The sequence below is a fragment of the Kitasatospora dryopteridis genome (assembly GCF_050749075.1).
Lineage (GTDB): Bacteria > Actinomycetota > Actinomycetes > Streptomycetales > Streptomycetaceae > Kitasatospora.
The window spans coordinates 605,268-627,253 of sequence record NZ_CP192749.1 but is presented as its reverse complement, the minus strand read 5'-3'; the positions used below and the strand labels follow the sequence as shown (position 1 = coordinate 627,253).

Annotated in this window: 24 protein-coding genes; 12 read left to right on the top strand and 12 right to left on the bottom strand. The window is 73.5% G+C overall.

Annotated features, from left to right (window positions below; translation table 11 throughout):
* The first annotated feature begins 136 nt into the window (after positions 1-136).
* Positions 137-817, top strand: a complete 681-nt coding sequence (locus tag ACQ614_RS02755) for a M48 family metallopeptidase (protein ID WP_431676531.1) — start codon at positions 137-139, stop codon at positions 815-817.
* Positions 818-867: 50 nt separating this feature from the next.
* Here ACQ614_RS02755 and ACQ614_RS02750 read toward each other — a convergent pair whose 3' ends face one another.
* Complete coding sequence (locus ACQ614_RS02750) at positions 868-1,512, bottom strand: TetR/AcrR family transcriptional regulator (RefSeq protein WP_431676530.1); 645 nt, start codon at positions 1,510-1,512, stop codon at positions 868-870.
* A gap of 72 nt (positions 1,513-1,584) precedes the next feature.
* Between ACQ614_RS02750 and ACQ614_RS02745 the strand changes: the two genes are divergently transcribed.
* Together ACQ614_RS02745 and ACQ614_RS02740 are read left to right on the top strand one after the other, a co-directional pair.
* Positions 1,585-1,827, top strand: coding sequence for a hypothetical protein (locus tag ACQ614_RS02745; RefSeq protein ID WP_431676529.1), 243 nt, complete (start codon positions 1,585-1,587; stop codon positions 1,825-1,827).
* Positions 1,824-2,054: a hypothetical protein gene (locus tag ACQ614_RS02740; protein WP_431676528.1), complete on the top strand. Its 231-nt coding sequence runs from the start codon at positions 1,824-1,826 to the stop codon at positions 2,052-2,054. Before ACQ614_RS02745 ends, ACQ614_RS02740 begins: the two co-directional genes overlap by 4 nt.
* Here the strand turns inward: ACQ614_RS02740 and ACQ614_RS02735 are convergent.
* The 4 genes from ACQ614_RS02735 to ACQ614_RS02720 form a co-directional block, all read right to left on the bottom strand.
* Positions 2,023-4,110 (bottom strand): protein kinase domain-containing protein, encoded by a 2,088-nt coding sequence (locus tag ACQ614_RS02735; protein ID WP_431676527.1) that lies wholly within the window; start codon positions 4,108-4,110, stop codon positions 2,023-2,025. The genes ACQ614_RS02740 and ACQ614_RS02735 overlap by 32 nt on opposite strands.
* Before the next feature lie 236 nt (positions 4,111-4,346).
* Positions 4,347-5,381: a CU044_5270 family protein gene (locus tag ACQ614_RS02730; protein ID WP_431676526.1), complete on the bottom strand. Its 1,035-nt coding sequence runs from the start codon at positions 5,379-5,381 to the stop codon at positions 4,347-4,349.
* The gene (locus ACQ614_RS02725; RefSeq protein ID WP_431676525.1) at positions 5,378-6,016 is read right to left on the bottom strand and encodes an RNA polymerase sigma factor; all 639 of its coding nucleotides are present in this window, start codon (positions 6,014-6,016) and stop codon (positions 5,378-5,380) included. Before ACQ614_RS02725 ends, ACQ614_RS02730 begins: the two co-directional genes overlap by 4 nt.
* Positions 6,017-6,083: 67 nt before the next feature.
* A complete protein-coding gene (locus ACQ614_RS02720) occupies positions 6,084-6,524 on the bottom strand; it encodes a nuclear transport factor 2 family protein (RefSeq protein ID WP_431676524.1) in 441 nt (146 codons plus the stop codon).
* A 121-nt stretch (positions 6,525-6,645) separates the two neighbouring features.
* Here ACQ614_RS02720 and ACQ614_RS02715 point away from each other — a divergent pair, with 121 nt between their 5' ends.
* Both ACQ614_RS02715 and ACQ614_RS02710 read left to right on the top strand, forming a co-directional pair.
* The gene (locus tag ACQ614_RS02715) at positions 6,646-7,218 is read left to right on the top strand and encodes a TetR/AcrR family transcriptional regulator (protein WP_431676523.1); all 573 of its coding nucleotides are present in this window, start codon (positions 6,646-6,648) and stop codon (positions 7,216-7,218) included.
* Between the two features lie 67 nt (positions 7,219-7,285).
* A complete protein-coding gene (locus tag ACQ614_RS02710) occupies positions 7,286-8,644 on the top strand; it encodes a hypothetical protein (RefSeq protein ID WP_431676522.1) in 1,359 nt (452 codons plus the stop codon).
* Between the two features lie 111 nt (positions 8,645-8,755).
* Here the strand turns inward: ACQ614_RS02710 and ACQ614_RS02705 are convergent, their stop codons facing one another.
* A complete protein-coding gene (locus tag ACQ614_RS02705; RefSeq protein WP_431676521.1) occupies positions 8,756-9,694 on the bottom strand; it encodes a GlxA family transcriptional regulator in 939 nt (312 codons plus the stop codon).
* Positions 9,695-9,903: 209 nt separating this feature from the next.
* On the opposite strand from ACQ614_RS02705, the gene ACQ614_RS02700 reads away from it, so the two are divergent.
* Together ACQ614_RS02700 and ACQ614_RS02695 are read left to right on the top strand one after the other, a co-directional pair.
* Positions 9,904-10,593 (top strand): DJ-1/PfpI family protein, encoded by a 690-nt coding sequence (locus tag ACQ614_RS02700; protein ID WP_431676520.1) that lies wholly within the window; start codon positions 9,904-9,906, stop codon positions 10,591-10,593.
* Positions 10,594-10,652: 59 nt separating this feature from the next.
* The gene (locus tag ACQ614_RS02695) at positions 10,653-10,973 is read left to right on the top strand and encodes a hypothetical protein (RefSeq protein ID WP_431676519.1); all 321 of its coding nucleotides are present in this window, start codon (positions 10,653-10,655) and stop codon (positions 10,971-10,973) included.
* 25 nt (positions 10,974-10,998) lie between these two features.
* On the opposite strand, the gene ACQ614_RS02690 is transcribed toward ACQ614_RS02695, so the two are convergent.
* From ACQ614_RS02690 to ACQ614_RS02680, 3 genes are all read right to left on the bottom strand, one after another.
* On the bottom strand, positions 10,999-11,325 hold the full coding sequence (locus ACQ614_RS02690) for a hypothetical protein (RefSeq protein ID WP_431683809.1): 327 nt from the start codon (positions 11,323-11,325) through the stop codon (positions 10,999-11,001).
* A gap of 142 nt (positions 11,326-11,467) precedes the next feature.
* A complete protein-coding gene (locus ACQ614_RS02685) occupies positions 11,468-12,700 on the bottom strand; it encodes a serine hydrolase domain-containing protein (RefSeq protein ID WP_431676518.1) in 1,233 nt (410 codons plus the stop codon).
* Between the two features lie 142 nt (positions 12,701-12,842).
* Positions 12,843-14,099 (bottom strand): hypothetical protein, encoded by a 1,257-nt coding sequence (locus tag ACQ614_RS02680; protein ID WP_431676517.1) that lies wholly within the window; start codon positions 14,097-14,099, stop codon positions 12,843-12,845.
* A 189-nt stretch (positions 14,100-14,288) separates the two neighbouring features.
* Here ACQ614_RS02680 and ACQ614_RS02675 point away from each other — a divergent pair, with 189 nt between their 5' ends.
* Both ACQ614_RS02675 and ACQ614_RS02670 read left to right on the top strand, forming a co-directional pair.
* A complete protein-coding gene (locus tag ACQ614_RS02675) occupies positions 14,289-14,642 on the top strand; it encodes a YciI family protein (protein WP_431676516.1) in 354 nt (117 codons plus the stop codon).
* On the top strand, positions 14,639-15,892 hold the full coding sequence (locus ACQ614_RS02670; protein ID WP_431676515.1) for an RNA polymerase sigma factor: 1,254 nt from the start codon (positions 14,639-14,641) through the stop codon (positions 15,890-15,892). Before ACQ614_RS02675 ends, ACQ614_RS02670 begins: the two co-directional genes overlap by 4 nt.
* A gap of 15 nt (positions 15,893-15,907) precedes the next feature.
* Here the strand turns inward: ACQ614_RS02670 and ACQ614_RS02665 are convergent, their stop codons facing one another.
* Both ACQ614_RS02665 and ACQ614_RS02660 read right to left on the bottom strand, forming a co-directional pair.
* A complete protein-coding gene (locus tag ACQ614_RS02665; RefSeq protein ID WP_431676514.1) occupies positions 15,908-16,636 on the bottom strand; it encodes a DUF6193 family natural product biosynthesis protein in 729 nt (242 codons plus the stop codon).
* Between the two features lie 71 nt (positions 16,637-16,707).
* Entirely contained in the window at positions 16,708-17,322 is a 615-nt protein-coding gene (locus ACQ614_RS02660) for a GPP34 family phosphoprotein (protein ID WP_431676513.1), read from the bottom strand.
* A 182-nt stretch (positions 17,323-17,504) separates the two neighbouring features.
* Here ACQ614_RS02660 and ACQ614_RS02655 point away from each other — a divergent pair, with 182 nt between their 5' ends.
* The 3 genes from ACQ614_RS02655 (at position 17,505) to ACQ614_RS02645 (ending at position 19,675) form a co-directional block, all read left to right on the top strand.
* The gene (locus ACQ614_RS02655) at positions 17,505-18,008 is read left to right on the top strand and encodes a DUF1203 domain-containing protein (protein WP_431676512.1); all 504 of its coding nucleotides are present in this window, start codon (positions 17,505-17,507) and stop codon (positions 18,006-18,008) included.
* Between the two features lie 81 nt (positions 18,009-18,089).
* Entirely contained in the window at positions 18,090-18,887 is a 798-nt protein-coding gene (locus tag ACQ614_RS02650; protein ID WP_431676511.1) for an N-acetyltransferase, read from the top strand.
* A gap of 200 nt (positions 18,888-19,087) precedes the next feature.
* Positions 19,088-19,675, top strand: a complete 588-nt coding sequence (locus ACQ614_RS02645; protein ID WP_431676510.1) for a histidine phosphatase family protein — start codon at positions 19,088-19,090, stop codon at positions 19,673-19,675.
* 207 nt (positions 19,676-19,882) lie between these two features.
* Here ACQ614_RS02645 and ACQ614_RS02640 read toward each other — a convergent pair whose 3' ends face one another.
* The gene (locus ACQ614_RS02640; RefSeq protein WP_431683808.1) at positions 19,883-21,892 is read right to left on the bottom strand and encodes a HelD family protein; all 2,010 of its coding nucleotides are present in this window, start codon (positions 21,890-21,892) and stop codon (positions 19,883-19,885) included.
* Positions 21,893-21,986 lie beyond the last annotated feature (94 nt).

Sequence of the window (21,986 nt, the reverse complement as noted above, 5' to 3'; positions counted from 1 at the left end):
CACCCCTGAGCCGACCACCCGAGTGCCCTTGAGAACGGCGGGGGGGGGTGGCGTCCGCCCTGGTCAACGAGGGGCGGTAGGCTCCGTGATCGTTTGTCGGCACGTTCGGGTCGGCCGGGCCCGTGGGGGATTTTCGATGTCGTTCCGACTGCGTGCCGTTCGCGCGCTGGTGCTGCTGGCCGGCTTCCACCTGATGAGCGTGGTCCTGCTGGGCGCCATGGGGGTGTTCGACTGGCTGCTCGTCACACGGATGTCCACCGAGCGGGCGGCCTGGTTCGAAGGCATGGTCCTGACCGTCACCGTTCTGCTGGCGGTGGCGATCCTGCGGGGCATGTCCGTCTCCCTGCGGGCCGGACGCCTCGGCCCCGTACCGAACGCGGTGGCGGTCACGCCGGAGGAGCAGCCCGAGTTGTGGGAACAGGTCCGCGCTGCCGCAGAGGTGACGGGGGAGCGGCCGCCGGACGAGCTCTACCTGGTCGCCGAGGTCAACGCGGCGGTCGCCGAACAGACCCGCCTGCTCGGCCTGTTGCCCGGACGGCGCCGGATGCTCCTGGGCGTGCCCCTGCTCGCAGGGCCGTCGGCCCGCAACTTCATCCGGCCCAAGGTCTTCGACGGGCTGGCGGGCCTGGTCCACCTGCACCTTGCTGCGGCCGGACACGCGGCCCCGGACATCGCATGGTCGGGGCGGCCCGGTGTCGTGTTCCCGGAGGCGTGGGAGGAGCACATGGACGACGCCGTCGACGCAGCCGTGGGCGACGCGCCCGACACGGCCCCCTTGCGCGCCCTGCTCGCCGGTACCCGTCCCCTGCCGGCCTGACCGCCCCGGAACTTCCCCTTCCGAAGGCCAGGGCGGCCGGCTCCCCGGGATCAGCTCGCCGACGTGGAAGGCCCGGCGGGCCGTGCCAGGTCTTCCAGATGTGCGTTCAGCACATCGAGGCACGCCTGGGCGTCCAGGAGGTCGGGGTGCAGGACGCCGCTGAGGCCGAGGCCGTCGAGCAGGGCCGTCAGCCGTTCGGTCTCCAGACCGAGGTCGAGCCCGGGACGCAGGGTGCCCGATGCCTCGAGCCGGGCGAGCACCCGGTGCACCAGCTTTCTGGTGCCTTCGGCGGCCCGGTGCGTCAGGTCGCCGAAGGCGGGGTCGGTGCGGGCGGCCGTGTTGAAGTCCAGGAAGACGGTGACCTCGGCGCGGCGGCGCTCGTCGAGCGGCAGGAGCTCGGCCAGGAGCCCGGTTGCGAGCCGGAGTTGTTCCGGCCGGGGCAGGCGGTCGAGGTCCCCGATCCGGCCGAGGTGTTCGAGCAGTCGACCGCCGACCCGGTCGAGCATCGACTGCATCGCGAACCGCATCAGGTCCTGCTGGCCGGCGAAGTAGTGGCGCAGCGAGCCGATGTTGAGCTCGGCCTCGTCGGCGACGGCGCGCAGCGAGGTGCGCTGGAGTCCGTCGCGGACGACGACGCGGAACAGCGCATCGACGACGAGGCGGCGCCGTGCCTCCGGATCCACGTACCTGGGCATGGAACCTTTCTATCACGGCTGTGATACAACGGGATGTATCACAGCCGTGATAGAACCGATGGAGGGTTCCTCGTGGAGACGTTCCTCAATCTCATGCTGATCAGGTTCGGCCTGGTCGTCGGCGGTCTCGTCGTGCTGGCGCTGTCGGCCTTCGCCGTCGCCCTGCACTTCAAGCGCAGGGGCAGGCTCGACGAGGTGCGCCGGTACGCGGACCCCGTGGTGAAGGCCGGGCTGCGCGCCGTCGCCCGGCAGCTCGAGAGCAGGAGCAGCGGCAGCGGCAGCTCCTGGTCGCGGCGGACGGACGGCCGGCGGTGACCGGCCTCGCCGTGGAGTCGTCCGAACTCCTCCACCACCTGCTGCTGGACCGTGCGGTCAAGGCCGCGATCGTCGTCGTGGCACTGGGCGTCCTGGCGCTGGGGATGGCGGCGATCTGGCGGAGGGCCGGACGAGGAAAGGACCGTGGCGACAGTGCCGGCACCGGCACCGGCACCGGTCCGCGTCGGCGCGGTGTCACGGTGCGCCGGTCGACACCCAGATCTTGACGGTGCTGCCCGGGTCGATGCGGGTGACGCTGTCTGGTTCCTGCTTGACCACCTCGCCGCGCGGCCAGATGGCGTCCGGGACGTGGTGCTCCTCCAGCTTGAGCCCGCCGATCTCGGCGCAGGCGCGCGCGGCCTCCACGGTCTTGTACTGGAGTTGCGGCGCCTCCGGGCGTTCCCCGGTCGAGCGGTCGCAGCCGGACAGCTCGCCCACGGCCCTGGGGTCGCCACCCGTGGAGATCCAGACCTTGACGGTGCCGCCGACCGCGATGTCCTCCGACTCCGGCTCCTGCCGGGAGACCTGGCCGGCGGGTGTGAACGGGTCCTGGACCCTGCCGGCCTCCACGAACACCAGGTGGGCGATCTCGGCGCAGACCTTGGCCGTGGAGGCCGTCCTGCCCTTGAGCCAGGGGGTGGGAACCTTGCCGTGGCGCTCCTCGGTCTCGCACACCGAGAGCTCGCCCTTGGCCCGCGGGTCGCCGCCCTGGGACACCCAGACGGTGACGGTCTCCCCCCGCTTGACCGATTTGGTGGTCTCCGGTTCCTGGCGGGTGACGGTGTCCTTGTTGCTCTTGGTGCCGCTGACGGTCTTGCGGTCCACCTTGAGTCCGGCGATCTCCGCACAGGTCTGCGCCTCGGCCGCGGACATGCCGGTGAACGACGGCGGGTCGAAGGTGCCGTCCCGGGACACGTATGGGTCGCACCCCAGGAACGCCCCGGTCGCCCGCGGGTCGGCGGTGCGGGTGCTGTGGCTGGTGAAGTCCGGGAGCAGGTACTGGGTGCCGAGCACGCCCGCGGCCAGCACCAGGACGGCGACCGGGAGCGACGCCCAGCCGGCGACCTTGAGGGAGCGACGGACCTGCCGGGAGTGCGCCTGCAGCATCCCCGAGGTCAACCGGACGCCCGCCGTGAACGCGTCGGCCGCCCAGGCGTCCGCGGCATCGGTACGTGCCCTGGACCCTCCTGCGGTTCTGGTCCCGCCGCCGTGGGGAGCCCCGCCGGCGGGGTCGGCTCCGGCCCCGGAATCCGCACCGCCGTGCGTGCCCGTCCCTCCGGCGGGCCGGGCATCCGCGCTGCCTTCCACGTCCGTCACGGCGCCGACGCCCTCCGCCGCGACGGTGGCTGCGGAGTGCAGGGAGTGCGGCCGGTCGACCATCGTGGCGGACCGGCCGTCGGCGAGCCGGCGGACGTCGTCGGCCATGGCCCGGGCGCTCCGGTACCGCTCCGCCGGGTCCTTGGCGAGGGCGCGGGCCACGACCGCGTCGACACCCGGGGGCAGCGACGGGTTGAGCGAGGACGGGACCGGCGGCGCCTGCTGGACGTGCTGGTAGAGCACGCTCATCGTCGACTCCCCGTCGAACGGGACCGTGCCGGTGGCGAGTTCGAAGAGCATGCAGCCGACGGAGTAGAGGTCGGAGCGGGCGTCGGCCGGCTTCCCCTGTGCCTGCTCGGGGGAGAGGTACTGGGGTGTGCCGAGCACGGTGCCGGTGCGGGTCATCGCGGTGGCGTCCGACTGCAGGGCACGGGCGATGCCGAAGTCCATCACCTTGACCGTGCCGTCGTCCGCCGTCATCACGTTGGCGGGCTTGATGTCCCGGTGGACCAGCCCCTGCCGGTGGCTGTGGTCCAGCGCGTCCAGCACGGCGGCGGTGACCGCCAGCGCACGGTCCAGCGGCACCGTGCCGGGGGCGGGACCGGCCGCCCGCTCCCGGACGAGCTCGCGCACCGACCGGCCCGACACGTACTCCATGACGATGAACTGGACGGTGCCGTCGGCCCCGGTGTCCTCGCCCGTGTCGTGCACGGCCACGATGTTGGCGTGGCTGAGCCCCGCGACCCCCTGGGCCTCCCGGCGGAAACGCTCGCGGAAGGACGGGTCGCGCGCCAGGTCGGAGTGCAGGGTCTTCACCGCGACGGTGCGGTCCAGCAGGGTGTCCCGGGCGCGGTACACGGACCCCATGCCGCCCTCGCCGAGAGGTGCCTCCAGCACGTAACGGCCCTGCCCGACCGATCCGATCGGCTCCGCCGCGTGCGCGTTCCCGCTCTTCCCGACGCCCATGTCCCCCGCCTCGTCCCCCTGCGACCGCCACGGTGCGAGGCCCACCGTGCGACTGACGGTCCTTCACCGGCCGGTATGGGCCCGGCCTCTACTGCCCGTCCCGCGCTCTGTGCATGTCAGGTGACCGTATCGTGCCGTCCGTCCGCGCGTCGAACCGATACCCGTCACAGGGGCGCCGCCGCGGCCCGGCCCGCACACAACGGCGGGACCGGGCCGCGGCTCCTCGCGCGGCCGGCTCAGCCCCGGCCCTGCTGCCCGGGCTTGTCGACGATCGTCCGGCTCAGTACGGCGGTCTCGGCGACCACGTCGCCGGGCTTGCCGAAGGCGCCGGCGCTCACCACGAGCTGGCGCTCGCCGAGGTACTCGAAGGTCTTCCGGTCGAAGATCCATTCGACCCGGACGCCGGCGCTCGAGGTGAGGCCCACCGCCACACCGTGCCGTCCGGAGGCGTCGACCGAGTCCTCGATCACTTCGACCCCCGGGATCTTCGCGGCGGCCCGGTAGAGCGCGGCGGCGACGGCCGGCGGGGCGATCTGCTCGCGCAGCAGGTCGCCGATGGTGCCGAAGGGGCGCTGCTCCGTCCAGCTCTTGGTGCGCGGTTCGGAGTTGAGCAACCTGAACATCTCGTCCGGGTCCGTGGGCAGGGCGGCCAGGTACCGGTACGTCGGACTGTGCAGGTTGGGGCTGGTGTTGGTGTCGAGCGGCAGGGTGCCGTCGGGGTTCGCCCCGTCCCTCCTGAGGGACTCCGGGTCGGTGCCCGAGACCAGGGTGCGGTCGAGCAGCAGGCCCTTCCTGCTGCCGTCGACCGAGAGCCAGACCTCCCGCTCGTGGAGCTTGCCCGGGATCGGCCCGTGCGGCGTGTTGTCCGGGAACTTCACCAGTGACTTCACATGGACGAACTGGTTGTCCTTCACCTCCTGGGCAGGCTTGGCCGCCGCCACCTGTGCGATCCGGTCGAGCAACTGCACCGGGGCGGACGGTTTCACGGGCGTGCCCGACGCCGCCGATGCGTTCGGTGTTCCCGGCGTTCCCGGCGACGCCGGTCCGACCGCCGCGGGCGGCGGAACCGGGTTCGTACCGTCCCCGGTGTTCAGCACCACGGCCAGCGACAGCGCGCCGGCCAGGGCGGGCAGGGCCACCCAGCCGATCCGCCGTACGGGCCGGGCGGTCGTGGCGGTCTCCCTGTTGATCTCGCTCATCAGATGTTCCCTCAACAGCTGGTGGCGGTCGGCGGGAAGCACCGGCCTGTCCTGCTCCGGCATGCCGTTCATGAGACCCTCCCCTGCGTCGACCGGACCGCTCCGACGCGGCCACCCCGTACCTGTCCGCCGCCCCCGGCGGGTTCCGTGCGATCCCGCATCGCGGCCAACTCGTCCTCGGCCAGGACGCGCAGGCGGGCCCGCGCCCGGGAGAGCCGGGACCGTACGGTGCCGACCGGCACCCCGAGCGCCTCGGCGGCGGACGCATAGTCGAGGCCGGACCACACGCAGAGCGCGAACACCTCCCGCTCGCCGCGTCTCAGCCTGGACAACGCCCGTCGGGTCGCCGCCAGTTGGGCGCTGCCGTCGAGCCGTTCCACCAGCTCCTCGGTGAAGTCCGGCACGGCCTCGCGCACCGGCATCCGGGCCAGCGCGGCCCGGTGCCGACGGGCGGCACGCGCGGTGTTGCGCAGCACGTTGGCGGCGATGCCGAACAGCCAGGGCCGTACGGTGCCGCCGTCCTCCTGCAGCTTGCCGCGCAGCCGCCACGCCTCCAGGAAGGTCAGCGAGACGGCGTCCTCGGCGGCCGCCCAGTCGCCCGACGCCCGCAGGGCGTACTGGAAGAGGCCGTCCGCATGGTCATCGAAGATCTCCCCGAAAGCGCTCTGGTGCCCGGCGCGCAGCCGGGACCGCAGTGACAGTTCCACACCCCTACCTGTCCGCTCGCCCGGGGGAGTTCCATGGGCAGGACGACGTCTTTCGGCAAGTTCCCGGCTAGCGGCCCTCGAGGGCGGCGACGAGCTGCGGCAGGTTGCCGCCGGCCGTGGTGAGGGCCAGGTGGTCGTGGAAGTCCCGGCTGTGGACGATCAGTCCGTCGCGGACCCGCAGGACCTGGATGTTGGCGGCCTCGAAGGTCCTGCCGGTGGTGCGGTGGTGCACGTGGTAGTCGAACTCGGCGACGACCACCTCCGGGTCGTCGGTCTCCCGGACCACCACGTTCGCGGCCCGGAGTTCCAGGGGCGAGTGCGCGGCGACCGCGGCGAACCGCTCGTCGAGTGCGGCGCGCCCCTCGATCCGGCGCGGCCCGACCGGTTCGAAGACGGTCTCCACCACGGCGTCCTCGGCGTAGAGCCGGGCCAGCTCGGAGAACCGCCCCGTGGTGATGCCCTCGAGCAGTTCGAGGAAGACGTCGCGCGGCGACAGCGTTTCGGACATGATCAACCCCCATCGACAGACGTCGCTAGAATCGGACTGGCGACTCCGTTTCAAACGATACGGACTGGCGGCTCCGGTTGTCCAGGGGTGGTCCGCCGTGCACGGAAAGGGAACGAGCGGGATGAGCGATGCTCCGGAGCGGCCGCTGCGGGCGGACGCGGCCCGGAACCGGGCCAAACTGCTGGACGCCGCCACAGAGGTGTTCACCACCCGCGGCGTCGGCGTGCCGACCGAGGAGATCGCCCGCGCCGCCGGCGTCGGGGTCGGCACGCTCTTCCGGCACTTCCCCACCAAGGAGGCGCTGCTGGAGGCGGTGATGGTGCGCAGACTGGAGACCATCACGGCCCGCACCGCGCAGCTGGCCGCCGAGGCCGAACCCGCCGAGGCCTTCTTCGCATGCTTCCGCCTGGTGGTCGAGCAGTCCGCGGGCAAGAACGAGTTCGTCCGGGCGCTCGCCGCAGCCGGAGTGGACGTCCACGCCTCCCTCCAGGAGTCGACCACGGCCATGCGGACCCAGCTGGCCGACCTCCTGTCCGGAGCCCAGCAAACCGGGGCCGTCCGCCCGGACCTGGGCCTGCCGGAGCTGCTCGCCCTCCTGGTCGGCACCGGCGCCACCATGGAACAACTCCCCGCGGACCCGTCAGCCCGCGAGCGGATCTACGAAGTCGTCTTCGACGGCCTGCGACCGCACTGAATGCCACGCCGAACGCCCGCCGCCGGATCGGGGCGGGTGTCGGAGGGGGCGGCTACGGTTCGGGACCGTGGACGCTGAAGATCTCGACTACCGCGAACGAACGAGGGCCGGCGGATGGATTCCCCCGGAGCTGGTTTCCCGACTGGTCGAACTCGGGCACGTCGGGGAGGTGGAGCTGCAGGCCCGCGGCGGCGACTGGTCCTGCGTCAGGGAGTGGGTGCGGATTCTCGACGGGCAGGACCGGCGGGACGAGGCCCTGGAGATGCTGGCCCCGTACGTCGCCACGGGCTGGTGGCAGGCCGCCGAGACCGTGGCCGGGCTGCTCGAGCGCCGGGGGCGGGCCGAGGAGGCGGTCGCACTGGCCCGCCCGTACGCGGAGGCCGGGGACCGTTCGGCCCTGCAGTACTTCGCGCGGCTGCTCGCCCGGCACGGCCGGGGCGAGGAGGCGTTCGACCTGCTGCGCCCGCACCTCGAGGACTGGTTCCTGGCCACTGCCCTGGTCGACGTGGCCGCCGACGCCGACCGTGACGAGGAGGCCGCCGCGCTGCTGGCCGCCCGCATCGAAACGCCGCGCCGGTGCGGCAATCCGTGCGACTGCCGGAACATCGAGCCCTCGAATGCCGTCGGCCTGCTCGCCGGAATCCGGGAGCGGCAGGGGCGGGTCGACGAGGCGATCGCCCTGCTGCACACCCGCGAGATCACCTCGGTCAACAACCGCGACCAGCTTGCCGATCTGCTGGCCCGCCACAACCGCCTCGAAGAACTCCGGCAGTACGCGGCGACCGAGCACCTCGGGCACGCTGTCCGGCGCCTCGCCGAACTGCTCGAGGATCGCGGCGACCTGAACGGCGCGATCGAGGTGTACCGGCAGCACGCCGACGACTCGTCGACCTGCCCGGTGAGCTCGGCCGTCCAGCTTGCGCTGCTCCTGGGCCGACACGGCCGAGGCACCGAGGCGATCGACGTGATGCTGGCCCTGGCCGACGGGCCCGTCGGCGCGGACGACTGGATCGTCGACATGCTGTGCGGGCTGTACGCCGACCACGGCCGTGCCGAGGACGGCCTGGCGTACCTCGACGGCCTCAAGGCCCGTCGCGGAGCCGAGGATTGGGAGTACTTCCGGTGCCGGTTGCCGCTCCTCACAGCCCTGGGCCGCCGGGAGCAGGCGATCGAGGAGGCACGGGCGCATCCCGAGGCGAACACCTGGTACGCGGCGTGGAGCGTGGCGAAACTGCTGGCCGACGCCGGCCGAGCGGAGGAGGCCGTCGCACTGCTGGAGGAGCACCCCTCGGCCAACCGCAACGCCCTCGCCGCGCAGCTCGTCGAACTCGGCCGCATCAAGGACGCCGTGGCGGTCCTTCACCGGCCCGAACCGGCGGTATCGTTCAGCAGCCACGGGAGTTGGACCGACTGTCCGCCGTTCTGACGGCGGCCGAACACCGGCCGGACTCAACCTCGTTCTCCTGATCCTTGCGGTGGTGGCCGCATGGGCGGGTGCCGCGGTCTGGCTCTGACCGGGGACGGACGGACGCGGGCCTCAGCCGAAGGTGCGGCGGTAGGCGTGCGGGCTGACGCCGGCGGTGCGCTTGAAGCGGTCGCGGAACGCGGTCGGCGAACCGAACCCGACCTGGGCGGCGATGCGTTCGACGGAATGGTCGGTGGTCTCCAGCAGGTGCTGCGCCCGGCGGATGCGGGCCCGGTGGACCCACTGGAGCGGGGTGGTGCCGGTCTGCTCGCGGAAGCGGCGGATCAGCGTCCGGGTGCTCGTCCCGGCCCGGGCGGCGATGTCGGCGAGCGCCAGGTCGCGGCCGAGGTTGTCGTCCAGCCACGCGAGCAGCGGTTCGAGGGTGGCGCCCTGAGGGCTGGGCGCATAGTCGTGGACGATGAACTGCGCCTGCCCGCCCTCGCGTTCGAGTGGCATGACGGACAGCCGGGCGGCGTCGGCGGCGACCGCCGAGCCGTAGTCACGGCGGATCATGTGCAGGCACAGGTCCAGCCCCGCCGCGGCGCCCGCCGAGGTGAGGATCTGCCCGTTGTCGACGTACAGGACGTCCGGGTCGACCTCGACGTCCGGATGGGCGGCGGCCAGGAGGTCGGCCGCGATCCAGTGGGTGGTGGCCCGGAGCCCGTCGAGCAGACCGGTGGCGGCCAGCGGGAAGGTGCCCGAGCAGATGGAGGCGATGCGGGTGCCCTCCGCGGCGGCGGCCCGCAGCGCGTCCCGGACGGCGGGCGACAGCGGGTCCGCCGCCGCGGCCGTCCCGGGCACGACGATCGTGTCCGCCCCCTTCAGCCCGTCCAGCCCCCACGGCGCGCGCAGCGTGAAGGCACCGGCGTCGACCTCCGGCTGCTCGGCGCACACCCGCACCCGGTAGCCGGGTCGGCCGTCGGGCAGCCGGGTGCGGCCGAAGACCTCGATCGGGGTGGACAGGTCGAACGGAATCACCTGGTCCAGCGCGAGAACGGCGACGGTGTGCATGGCCAGAACCTACCTCCCCGCCGGACGGACCCACCCGCCGCCGCCCGCCGGGAGACCCGGTTCTTCCCAGCTCGACAGCCCTGCCGACCCGACTGGCAATTTTCCGTCGGAAGCAGTCACTACTGCCACTGGGAGCGGGCGCGGAAGCCGAATACGTTCGGGGCGTACCCGGCCGAGGCCGAACCTGCCACGCCCCCGAAAGGCCCACCATGCACGCCCAGATCGTCCTGTTCGACGGCTTCGATCCGCTCGACGTCATCGCCCCCTACGAGGTCCTGCACGCCGGCGGCACCGCCTCCGCTGGCGCGGTGACCGTCGAGCTCGTCACCGCCGAGGGACCGCGCGAGGTGGTCAGCGGCACCGGCGGGCTGGCGCTGCGCGCCACCGCCGCCCTCGACCCCCGGCGTCCGGGACTCGTCCTCGTCCCCGGAGCCTCCGGTCGCGTCGGCGAGCCCGACGAGGTGCCCGACCAGGACGCGGGAGCAGTGGGGCCGCAGGAGGACGAACCCATCCCCGTGCTGCTCGGCCGCACGCTGACCACCGGCCTGCCCGCCCTCCTGAAGGAGGCGATGGACAACCCCGAGGTCCTGGTCGGCACCGTGTGCGGCGGCTCCCTCGTCCTCGCCATGGCCGGCCTGCTGGAGGGGCGCCGCGCAACGACCCACCATCTCGGACTGGACATGCTCGACGCCACCGGCGCCCACGCGGTGAACGCCCGAGTCGTCGACGACGGCGACCTGGTCACCGGCGCCGGCGTCACCTCGGGCCTCGACCTGGGCCTCTACCTGCTGGAGCGCGAGCTCGGCCCGCAGATCGCCCACGCCGTCGAAGAGCTCTTCGCCTACGAGCGCCGCGGCACCGTCTGGTGCGCCCGCGGCCCGGAGCCCGTCGGATTCTGACCAGGCGCCCGATCCCGTACAACTCCGCCCGTCCCCGCACCGTGAGGAAGAACAACGGCATGTCCGTCGAAGGCACCTGGGACCTGGTCATCTCCACCCCCATCGGAAGGATCAAGGCCGTGGTTGACATCCGACAGCAGGACGGCGTCCTGGCCGGCACCGCCCGCGGGGCCGGAGAAGAAGTACCGCTCGGCGACCTCGCCCTCGACGGCGACCGGCTCACCTGGACGCAGGCCGTCACCAGGCCCCTGCGGCTCAACCTTGCCTTCGCCGTGAAGCTCGCCGGCGACACCCTGACCGGTACCTCCAAAGCCGGACGCCTCCCGGCCTCACAGGTCACCGGCGAGCGCCGCACCCGCCTCGGCGGCACCGGGTACTGACCACGGCGAGACTCCTGCTCTCCCGTCAGTTCCGGCGGGTGCCGCGGACGATCCGGTCGAGGACGGCTGCGGCCTGCTCGGGGTGCTGCTCCAGCCAGCCGGGCAGGTGTTCCCGGACCGCCTGTCCGACGCAGGCGCGTACGGCGTCGCCGCCCAGCACGTCGTAGTGCGGGGGGCCGTGGAACTCGGGACGGTCCACCTTCACCGACACGATCGCCGTCAGGCCCTCGCAGACCCGGTCGCTGCCGAGATCCGCATCTGCCGGGCCCAGCAGGCGCAGGCTCCTCGCGTACGCGTTGACCGCGGCCGTCACCCCGCCCCGGAAGCCCGCCTCGTGCGTGCCGGCGGGCAGCCGGGCGCCTGGCCGGGAGCGGTCGGCCGCGGGGCCGCAGACCGCCGCCGAATCGCGTCCGAGGGCCCGTGGAGGCCGCGTACGACGGCGTTTCAGGTGGCCCTGGAGCCCTCGATTCTCGCTGCCGCCCTGCGGGCGTCGGTCAGGGGTAGTTGGGGATGGGGTGGTCCGGGGAGAGTGCGGCGGCGATGCGTTGGGCGATGGTGTGGGCGGTGTGCCCGGCCGGGGCGGTGGGGCCCTGGGTGGTCGAGACCGCGATGGCCAGCCGCTCGGAGGGGAGGTAGTCCATCGAGGCGGAGTAGCCGAAGAAGAGCGGGTGCTGGGAGATCCAGTCGTCCAGGACGATCACACCCATGCCGTAGTGGGTGGCTTCGGTGTTCGGGATGCAGACGCCGGCGGGGCACGTGTCGGTGGGACGGCCGAGCCCCACCGTCCCCGGGTTCAGCAGTTCCCGGTAGGCGGACGCGGAGAGCAGCTCGCCCGACCCGATGCCGACGGCCGAACGGGCCAGGTCGCAGATGTCGGTGGTCTGCACCGCACCGGGGGCCGTGGTCCACGAGGGGTTCCAGAAGGTGGACTCCTCGTACGTCCCGCGGTCGGCGGTGAAGGCGTGCAGGACGGGCGTCGGGATGTCGGGCGTGAAGCTGTTGCGGGTCTCACGCAGCCCGAGCGGGCCCATGATCAGCCGCTGGAGCAGGACGTCCAGCCGGGTCCCGGTGATCCTCTCCAGGGCGACACCGAGGAGGACGAAGTTGGCGTGCGAGTAGCTCCAGTTGGTGCCCGGGTCGTACCAGCGTTCCTGGCCGGTCGAGATGGCCACCAGTTCCTCGGGCGTCCAGTGGCGGAACGGGTCCGCGGCGACGGCCTCGGGGAAGCCGGGGGTGGTGACGTAGTCGCGCAGGCCGGTGGTGGAGTCGGCCAGCATGCGCAGGGTGATCAGCTCGCCGTCCGGAAGGTCGGGCAGCCAGCGGGAGACGGGGTCGTCGAGGCCGACCCTGCCCTGGTCGGCGAGCCGCAGGAGTGCCGTGCCCATGTAGCTGATGGCGATGTTGCCGTTCCGGAAGTGCATGGCGGGCTCCGCCGGGACCCCGGTCATGGACTCGCCGAGCGCGGCGGTGACGACCTCGCGCCCGTCGGCGGTGACCCGCAGGATCACGGACTTGAGGTCCAGCTCCGCCTTCGCCTGCTCGGCGATCCGCAGGATCTCGCGGGCCGGACCGCCCTTGGGCAGGCGGGAGATGACACAGGATCGGCGGTGGCCGCCGTCGCCCGACAGGCCGCCGGCGGCCACGGCCGGGGTACCGATGGCGACGAGCGCGGTGACCGTGGTGGCGGCGGCGAGGCGCAGCAAAAACGTCGGGCGGGCGTGTCTCATGCCCGCAGTATCGGCAGCGAATGCCCCGACACCCGGCCCGCCGGCCACCGACCCGCAGGAAGATCACCCGTCGGGCCCGCGCGGCCGGGTCGGGACGTGGTAGCGGGCGCTGCCACCCCTGGCCCGGCGGAACGGGGCCGGTTCAGTCCAGTGCGATCCTCTCGTACGGGGCGGCCTCGTGTCGTAGTTCGGCCGTGCTCGCCGCGTCGAACCGTCGCAGCACCTCGGCCACCGCGGCCACGCCCCGCTCCAGCGAGTCCCGTACCCGGATGTCGACCGTGGTGGACACGGTCCGGTAAGTGCCGTCCGGGCCCTTCGTCGAGGTGCTGCCGACGATCTCCGCCCAGCCCAGGCCGGCTGCCCGCAGCGCGTCGTCCATCGCATGGGCCGCGGCCCCCGGTACATCGGCGGGGAGGGTGAGCAGCAGGTCCCAGTACCGGGCGTCCGTCAGCGGGCTGCGGCCGAACCAGCGGCGGACCACCGTGCCCGGTGCGAGCCCGGCGAGCGTCTCCACCGCCCAGCACGCCTCGGCCCGGCTCACCGGCGTCTCCAGCGCGCGCAGCAGCACCTCGGCGCCGAAACCTCCGTACCCGGCCGCCCTCAGCGCGTCCGCCAGCCCGCCGACCGCGCCGTACCCCCGCGCTCCCGTGCAGCGCTTCAGCGCCGCCCGCACGCCCGGGCCGTCCAGCGCCGGATCGGAGGCCACCGTGCCCACCAGCTCCGCCGCCCGTGCCAGCAGCTCGCCCCAGCCCTCGAACGGGAAGTCCTCCGCCCCCGGCTGCCGCAGCGAGTACAGCGGCCGGATCGTCCTCGGATCGTCGGGCTGGCTGACCGCCGACCGCCGGCCCTCGTCCGTCCACGTCAGCCCGGTGCCCCGCAGATCGCGCAGCTCGAACCAGTCCCGGGTCTCCGCCCGCACCCCTGCCCCGCCGGGTGCCTCGCCACCGGGCCGCACGAGCCCGAACGCGGCGTCGACCAGCGGCGTGATCACGTCCGCGGTGTCCCCCTCGTCCAGCATCACGAACCGGGCCAGCAGCGCCAGCACCGGACCGGGGTGCCGCAGCGCCGGATCGTGCAGAGCGAACGCCCGCGCCAGCAGTTCCAGCTCGGCCCAGCGCATCACATGCGGATGGAAGTGCGCCTGGTCGTCCCACCCCAGCTCCACCGGCTCGCCCTGCCCGGGAAGCCGCAGCCCCAGCCCGACGTACTCGTTGTCCAGCTCCACGTCGAGCACCAGCGACGGCCCGTCACCGAGGCCGAACTCCGCCCGGTGGGCCTCCACTGCGTCCTCGTCGTCCTCCTCGTCCGAGTCCTCGCCGTCCCAGCCGTCCTCGAAGAGGTACCGCGGCCAGAAGTCCGGCTCGCCCATCCGTTCGTACAGCGTGTCGTCGAGTGGCATGCCGCGCAGCATAGGGGCGGGCACTGTCAGCAGGCGCCGAGGGCGGCACCGGCGAGGAGCGGTGCTGCGCCGGCGGTCCTCCCGGTCGTCGCCCGGAATTCGCGACAGGATTCTTCGGTCGGCCTGTCGATTCCTCCGCCGCCCGTTCGTCATACCTGCACTACCGACCCGACCTACCAGGAGCGCACCGTGAAGTACCTGCTGCTGATCAACACCCCGTCGCCCGACTCCACCGACGAGCGGCCCGCCGAAGGCCCGACCGTGGAGGAGTTCATGGCGTTCGAGAAGGCCGTCTCCGATGCCGGCGTCAAGCTCGACGGCAACGCCCTGGACCTCTCGAACGCCACCACCGTGCGCGTCCGGGTGGACGGTGAGCGCGTGGTGACCGACGGGCCCTTCGCCGAGACCCGGGAGATCGTCGGCGGCTACTACCTGCTCGACGTCCCCGACCTCGACGCCGCGCTCGACTGGGCGGCCCGGTGCCCCGGCGCCCGGCACGGCACCGTCGAGGTCCGCACGGTCTGGGAGCCGAACCGGCCGTGAACGAGCAGCGAGCGGCCCGCTCCGTGGAGGCGGTGTTCCGCGAGGACCGGAGCCGGCTGCTCGCTTTGCTCGCCGCCCGGTTCGGTGACCTCGACCTCGCCGAGGAGACCGCCTCCGAGGCGATCGAGGCCGCCCTGGAACGCTGGCCGGTCGACGGGGTACCGGACAAACCACTCGCCTGGCTGCTCACCACGGCACGCCGCAAGGCCGTCGACCGGCTCCGGCGCGACCGCGCCTACGCGGAGCGGCTGGCCGTGCTGCAGGTGGAGAGCGACCGGGCCGCCGCCGCTCTGCCCGCCGAGCCGGGCTTCGACGACATCCCCGACGAACGCCTGCAACTGTTCTTCACCTGCTGCCACCCCGCGCTCTCGCCGGAGGCACGCACCGCACTGACCCTGCGCTTCCTCGCGGGCCTGACCACACCCGAGGTCGCCCGGGCCTTCCTGGTGCCCACCGCGACGATGGCCCAGCGCATCGTGCGCGCCAAACGCAAGATCCGCACCGCGCGCATCCCGTTCCGCGTCCCGGAGCCCGACGAACTGCCCTCGCGCCTGCCCAGCGTCCTCCGGGTCGTCTACCTCGTCTTCACCGAGGGGTACGCAGCCAGCTCCGGCGACGACCTGCTGCGCCCCGGCCTGGCCGACGAGGCCGTCCGGCTCGCCCGGATCCTCCACCGGCTGCTCCCCGCAGAACGCGAGGTGACCGGGCTGCTCGCACTGCTCCTCCTCACCGACGCCCGGCGCGCCGCCAGGACCGACGAGGCAGGCAGCCAGGTGCTGCTCGAGGACCAGGACCGCACCCTGTGGGACGCCGACCTCATCGCCGAGGGGCAGCGCCTCCTCGTACCCGCCCTGACCGGACCGGGCGTCGGACCGTACGCGGTGCAGGCGGCGATCGCGGCACTGCACGACGAGGCGGCGGACTTCGAGACCACCGACTGGCCGCAGATCGCCGCCCTCTACGACGTGCTGCAGCAGATCGACCCGTCCCCGCTCGTCGCACTGAACCGGGCCGTGGCCGTCGCCATGCGCGACGGCCCCGAGGCGGGCCTCACCCTGCTGGACGGACTCGCCGATGCCGAGGAACTGCGCGGCTACCACCTGCTCCCCGCGGCACGGGCCGACCTGCTGCGCCGACTGGGCCGCACCACCGAGGCGGCCGCCGCCTACCGGGCCGCCCTCGCCCTCGTCGGCAACGAGCCCGAGCGAGCCACTTTCGCCCGCAGACTCGCGGAACTCGCCGGTCACTGACGCCGAGGGAGCGGGCTATCGCGCCGGGTCGCAGTCCTCGGGGAGTGCGGCGACCACCAGGGCGACGGCCTCCTCCGGGGTCGCGGTGGTGGCGACGTCCGCGCCGCCGATGGCGCGGACGAGGTACGACCCGTCGCGCAGCGGGTCGACGGAGTGCCCGACCCGCTCGTACGGGAACTCGCCGCGGGTGGAGAACCAGAGCATGTAGTGGCTGGTGACCGGCGTCAGCCGGCGCAGCCTCGGGTGGGCGTGGGCGGCCTTCAGCAGCGCATGGGAACGGGCCTCCCGGCCCTGTCGTGGCGGCATGAACAGGAAGTGGTCGAGCCTGTGCCACCAGGCCAACTCGACGGGAGGGAGCGGCTCGCGTTCGTGCGCGACGGCCCAGTCGCCGAAGTGGACGAACGGGGCGGCGGCCCGGGTCTGTTCGAGGTCCGCACCGCCCATCCAGGCCGTCACGGCCCTGACCGCCGCCGCCGGGTCCGCCGTCCGCCCGTTGGCCAGCCAGGCACCCTGCTTCCGGCAGCGCACCAGGTAGTCCCCGTCCTCGCGGAAAGCATGCACGGCCACCCTGCGCCCATCGGCATCCTCGAAGGCGGCGTGGTACGACTGCTGCGGGTCCGGCGCGGGCAGGGAGAGTCCCGACTCGTCCGCCGCACGCCGCAGACAGGCCACGATCTCGTCGGCGCGGGTCGGTTCGGGGCAGGCGGACGGCTCCGGGGCGACGCCCGGCGAAGAGGAGGTCATACCCCCAAGTCTGCAGGGGAATTCGACCTCGGCACGGCGATTCGACCCGCCCTGCGACCATCGGGCCGGCGTCAGCCGACCGCGCCGCGCCAGATGTTGTTGAAGGCCGCTTCCTCGATCGCACGGCGCTGCCGTACGGCGTCCAGTTCCCTGACCGCGTCGTTGACCGCGGCGAGCACGGTCGCCACGGCGTCGTCGGCGATGTCCGGCTGGTCGCCCGGCGGCGGGTCGTCGATGCCGACGGCTGCCCCGAGGGCCGCGAGCACGGGCTCGCGCGACGCCCAACGGTCCACTGCCGCACGGCGCTCGGGCGCATCGGCCGGTACCGCCCCGCCACCCTCCGCCTGCCTCCGGTGGAAGCGGTGGTGACGGCTCTGCCCTTCGGCCCGGAGTTCGGCCGCGTAGGCCGCCGCGAGACCGCGGCCCCGGCGCCACAGCCAGTCCTCCACCGATTCGAACGGCGGCTGCCGGACGATCGCGGCCGCGGCCCCGGCCAGCAGCCGATCGGTGACGGCCGGCGGGCCGAGGGGCAGGATACGGGTGTCGGCCAGCCGGACGGCCCCGACGTCGAGGAGGTCGACCAGCTCGGCCCCGGCGAGCGCCAGCGACAGCTCGCCCTGTTCGGGACGGCGACCGGCCCTCGCCTCCAGGGCGACGACCAGCAGGTCCTGCGGTGTGGTTTCCATCGATGGCCCAACGTCCGGCGGATCGGCGGCGGTGCGACAGCAGTGCGGCGGCGAGCGGAGCAGTGCCTGTTGCCAGTCTGCCTCGCCGGTGTTCGTACCGGGGGCGATTCCCCGGCCGACCCGGAACGCGCTGTCGGAATCCCGCCAGCACCCCGTGCCCCCACCGCGCGATGCTGACGCACATGACCAGCACCTACCGGCCGCAGCCCATCACCCCGACCGTCCTGCAGCAGCTCCGCGTCCGCGACGACGCCGGGCAGCCGATGACCCCGTACCCGGACGGGGAGGGCGGCGCCCCGCTCCGCTGCTGCCTGCGGCCGAGCACCGAGGGAGACCGGATCGCCCTCGTCTCGTACGCGCCGCTGCGCCGCTGGGCGGCACGGACGGGCGCCGAGCCCGGGGCGTACGACGAGCAGGGCCCGGTCTTCATCCACGCCCAGGACTGCGGCGGTCCCGCCCCGGACGCCACCGGCTACCCCTGGGCCAGGCCCGGCGCCCTGCGGGCCTTCCGCCGCTACGACAGCCGCGGGCACATCACCGGCGGCCGCATGGTGGAGCTGCCCGAGGACGCCGACGCAGCCTTCGACCAGGCCCTCGCCGAGGCCTTCGCCGACCCGGAGACCACCCAGGTCCACGTGCGGGCCGTCGAATACGGCTGCTACCACTTCCGAGTCGACCGGCCGTGACGGGAGGCACGCCCTCCGAATCGCGCCGGCCTGCGGAAACAAGTGGCAACGGCGGGCGCGGCCATGACAGGGTGACGGGCTGTGACAGGCACCGACAGCACCGACACACTGACGATCACCACGCTGGCCGAGCGGCCGCACCTGGTCTCCCGGGTCTACGAGATCGACGAGACCTGGCCCGCGTTCGTCCCGCACGACCTGGTGGCCTCCGCCCTGCTGGACCGGGTCGTGGCCGAGTTCCCCCAGTACTGCGCCGTGGCGACCGACGGCGACCGGGTGGTCGCGCGGGCCCTCGCCGTCCCGTTCGACGCACACGCGGAGGGCCGCGAGGAGACGCCCGACCAGGGGTGGGACCGGGTGCTGTCCTGGGCCTTCCGCGACCTGCGCCGCGCCGCCGCACCGACCGCGGCCAGTGCCCTGGAGATCACGGTGGACACCGCCTACCTCGGCCGCGGCCTGTCCTACCGCATGCTGCACGTCCTCCGAAGCGCCGCCGAGAGCCAGGGCCACGCCGCGCTGCTCGCCCCCGTCCGCCCGACCGCCAAGCACCTCCGGCCGCAGCTGCCCATGAAGGAGTACGTCACGCGAACCCGTGCGGACGGACTGCCGGAGGACCCGTGGCTGCGGGTCCACGTGAAGGCCGGCGGCAGCATCGTCAAGGTCGCACCGGCGTCGATGACCGTCAGCGGCTCGCTCGCCCAGTGGCGGCAGTGGACCGGCCTGCCCTTCGACCGCGACGGCGCCACCGAGGTACCCGGTGCCCTGGTGCCCGTGCACGTCGACCTCGCCCACGACCGCGCGGTCTACGTCGAACCCAACGTCTGGGTCCGGCACCCGCTGCGCCCCGGCACGCCCGCGGAGGCCACCGCCGGGCGCTGACACAGGACGAACGTCGCCCGGACGGCGTCAGACCTCCTCGTCCGGGTCGGCCCGCAACCTCGGGCTCAAGGCCGTCGACACCTCGGTCGCCATCCCACTCGAAGGTCGGTGAGGAAGTGTTCGGCCGTGTTTCGTCCCAGGGGGTACCCGGCGAAGTGGCCGCTGACGAGCGGACGCGTCGTCAGATAGCGTGCACGGCTATGGGTGAGCTGATAGTGATCAGGCACGGCCAGACGGAATGGAGCCTGTCGGGCCGGCATGCCGGCCGCACCGACGTTCCGCTGACCGCCGCGGGCGAGGCTGCCGCCGAGGCGCTCGCTCCGAGGCTGGCCCAACGCCGTCCGGTCGCCGTGTTCAGCAGCCCGCTGAGCCGCGCCGTGCGGACGGCCGAGTTGGCCGGCCTGACCGGCGCCAAGCCCGACCCCGACCTGCTGGAATGGGACTACGGCGGCTACGAGGGCCTGACCGCCGAACAGATCCGAGAGTCGAGGCCGGACTGGGACCTGTGGCGGGACGGCGTTGTTCCCGGCGACGCCGATCATCCCGGCGAGCAGCTCCAGCAGGTGGCCGCGCGCACGGACGCGGTGCTGGACCGCATCCGTCCGCTGCTGGGCGACGGCGATGTCGCCGTCGTCGCGCACGGCCATCTCGCCCGCGTCCTCACCGTGCGCTGGCTCGGCCTCGACGCGTCCGCCAGCCGACTGCTCGGCCACCCGCATCCGGGCACCCTCAGCTTCCTGGCCACCGAGGACGGGCAGCCGTGCATCGCCGCCTGGAACGTCCCGTAGCGCCGCCGCCCCCACTCCGCGGGCGCGTCGGCGCCATGGGCACCACTGAGAGGACGTCCTCTCAGAGGGTTTCAGCAACTCCCACCGGGCGTCGGACAGTCACTCGGGTACGGCCGCCCTCGAGGCATGTTTCCCAGACGGGGGCGAGACGTCAGTCGGGCGAGGGGTCAGACCCGCCGACAGCGTCACCACGACACATCCTCACCGTCACACGAGGGTGACGAGACGTTTGGTGGCCCGGGTGAGGGCGACGTAGAGGTCGCGTTCGCCGCAGGGGCGGGCGGTGGTGATCTCGTCGGGGCCGGCCACGAGGACGGTGTCGAACTCCAGGCCGCGGGCCTCGGAAGCGGGCACGATCGTCGCCCACCCGTCGACGCCGGCCTGCGCGAACTCGACCGTCCGGTGGTCGGCGCAGACCACGGCGCGCAGGTCGCCCGGGTGCTGCTCGGCCTGGTGCCGGAGCTCCGCGACGAGAGCTTCGACGAGTGGCCGGGGCCGGGCGGTGACCGTGCGGGGGACCTCGCCGTGACGGATGGAGCCGGCGGGCGTCTGGTCGGGTGCGATCCGGGTGAGCAGGTCGCGGGTGGAGGCCAGGATCTCCTGGGTGGTGCGGTAGCTGACGGTCAGGGTGTGCAGGGCGAACCGGGTGCCGAGGTGGGGCGCGAGGGCCCCGGTCCAGTCGCGGGCGTCGGCGGCGGGTCCGGCCTGGGCGAAGTCGCCGACCAGGGTCATCGAGCGGGTGGGACAGCGGCGGAGGACCATGCGCCACTGCATGGCGCTCAGTTCCTGGGCCTCGTCCACGACGACGTGTCCGAAGCTGCGCTCGGGCGGGCCGTCGACCAGGGCGGCGGCCTCGTCGAGCAGCGGCAGGTCGGCGCCCGTCCACGGGCCTCCGGCCGTACGCAGCAGGCAGGCGAGCTCGGCCGTGCTGAGGGCGGGCAGGTGCGCGGCGAGCGCGTCCGGGTCGGTGAGCAGGGCGTCGACGAGGGTGCGGGCGCTCAGACGCGGCCAGAGCCGGTCGACGGCGTGGTCGACCTGGGCCCGCTGCGCGAGGTCGGCGCGCAGGGCGTCGTGGTCGATCTCGTCGGTGACGTCCGTGGCGGGCCCGTCGAAGCCGAGGTTGCGCAGGTCGGCCCGGGTGGCGCGGTCGAGGTCGAGGCCGGTGGCGCGGGCGACCTCGGCATCGATGCGCTCCAGCGTGTCGGTGGTGGCGCGGGCCGCCGCGTCGGTGACGGCGTCGACCAGTTGCTCCTTGAACACCTCGCGGGCCCGGTTGTGGGCCAGGCCGCTGCGCAGCGCCTCGTTTCTGGCTGCCGCGACCTCGTGCCGGTCCAGGCGGATCCACTCCTGGCCGACCTGTACGGCGAAGTCACCGGCCGGTGCCTGGCGGGTGCGGACCAGCGCGGCAAGGGCCTCGGCCATGACGGCGGTGCCCTTGAGCCGGGCGACGGGTGCCGGGGCGTGGGCGGTGGGCCGGACGCCGGCGAGGTCGGCGGTGGTGGCCAGGACCACGTCGTTCTCGCCGAGCGAGGGCAGCACGTGGGAGATGTAGTCGAGGAAGCGGGTGTTGGGGCCGAGGACGAGCACGCCCTGCTCGGCGGCCCGGGGGAAGGCGTACAGCGCGTAGGCGGCGCGGTGCAGGGCGACCACGGTCTTTCCGGTGCCCGGTCCGCCCTGCACCACGCTCACCCCGCGGTGCGGGGAGCGGACGATCGCGTCCTGCTCGGCCTGGAGGGTGGAGACGGCCGTGCCCATGCGGCCGGTTCGCCGGGCCTCCAGGGCGGCGATCAGCGGGCCGTCGGCGACCAGGTCGTCCGGGGCGGGTGGGGTGCCGTCGAGGAGTTCGTCGCTGATCTCGCGCACCGTGCGTTCCTCGAGCCGCAGGTGGCGGCGCCGGCGGAGGCCCAGGGGGTGGACGGGAGTGGCGGTGTAGAAGGGGCGGGCGGCGTCGGCGCGCCAGTCGACCAGCAGCGGGAGTTCGCGGTCGTCGGTGTGCAGGCCGAGGCGCCCGATGTGCAGGGCCGTGCCGTCGGCGTGGTCGATCCGTCCGAAGCACAGTCCCTGCCCGGCGCCCTCGAGCCGGCGCAGCCGTCCGGTCAGGTGCTCGGCGGCGGCGTCGCGCGCGTACGCTCCGCCGCTCTCCTCGGCGGGTGCCTTCAGGAGGCGCCCGAGTTCGTCGCGGAGCTCGGCCGTCTGCCGGTCGAGGAGTGCGTACATCGCGGAGACGTGGGACTGCTCCGCGACGAGCCGGCGGTCGGGGGTGCGGGTGGCGGGGTGCGGCAAGTGGGCTCCTGGTCGGGTGCCGGTGAGT

What these genes read in the sequence shown, in the direction of transcription:
- ACQ614_RS02700 (WP_431676520.1), top strand. Translation starts at nt 9,904, where the DNA reads ATGCACGCCCAGATCGTCCTGTTCGACGGCTTCGATCCGCTCGACGTC.
- ACQ614_RS02640 (WP_431683808.1), bottom strand. Translation starts at nt 21,892, where the DNA reads ATGTACGCACTCCTCGACCGGCAGACGGCCGAGCTCCGCGACGAACTC.
- ACQ614_RS02655 (WP_431676512.1), top strand. Translation starts at nt 17,505, where the DNA reads ATGACCAGCACCTACCGGCCGCAGCCCATCACCCCGACCGTCCTGCAG.
- ACQ614_RS02750 (WP_431676530.1), bottom strand. Translation starts at nt 1,512, where the DNA reads ATGCCCAGGTACGTGGATCCGGAGGCACGGCGCCGCCTCGTCGTCGAT.
- ACQ614_RS02685 (WP_431676518.1), bottom strand. Translation starts at nt 12,700, where the DNA reads ATGAGACACGCCCGCCCGACGTTTTTGCTGCGCCTCGCCGCCGCCACC.
- ACQ614_RS02645 (WP_431676510.1), top strand. Translation starts at nt 19,088, where the DNA reads ATGGGTGAGCTGATAGTGATCAGGCACGGCCAGACGGAATGGAGCCTG.
- ACQ614_RS02660 (WP_431676513.1), bottom strand. Translation starts at nt 17,322, where the DNA reads ATGGAAACCACACCGCAGGACCTGCTGGTCGTCGCCCTGGAGGCGAGG.
- ACQ614_RS02695 (WP_431676519.1), top strand. Translation starts at nt 10,653, where the DNA reads ATGTCCGTCGAAGGCACCTGGGACCTGGTCATCTCCACCCCCATCGGA.
- ACQ614_RS02715 (WP_431676523.1), top strand. Translation starts at nt 6,646, where the DNA reads ATGAGCGATGCTCCGGAGCGGCCGCTGCGGGCGGACGCGGCCCGGAAC.
- ACQ614_RS02705 (WP_431676521.1), bottom strand. Translation starts at nt 9,694, where the DNA reads ATGCACACCGTCGCCGTTCTCGCGCTGGACCAGGTGATTCCGTTCGAC.
- ACQ614_RS02680 (WP_431676517.1), bottom strand. Translation starts at nt 14,099, where the DNA reads ATGCCACTCGACGACACGCTGTACGAACGGATGGGCGAGCCGGACTTC.
- ACQ614_RS02665 (WP_431676514.1), bottom strand. Translation starts at nt 16,636, where the DNA reads ATGACCTCCTCTTCGCCGGGCGTCGCCCCGGAGCCGTCCGCCTGCCCC.
- ACQ614_RS02720 (WP_431676524.1), bottom strand. Translation starts at nt 6,524, where the DNA reads ATGTCCGAAACGCTGTCGCCGCGCGACGTCTTCCTCGAACTGCTCGAG.
- ACQ614_RS02730 (WP_431676526.1), bottom strand. Translation starts at nt 5,381, where the DNA reads ATGAACGGCATGCCGGAGCAGGACAGGCCGGTGCTTCCCGCCGACCGC.
- ACQ614_RS02755 (WP_431676531.1), top strand. Translation starts at nt 137, where the DNA reads ATGTCGTTCCGACTGCGTGCCGTTCGCGCGCTGGTGCTGCTGGCCGGC.
- ACQ614_RS02735 (WP_431676527.1), bottom strand. Translation starts at nt 4,110, where the DNA reads ATGGGCGTCGGGAAGAGCGGGAACGCGCACGCGGCGGAGCCGATCGGA.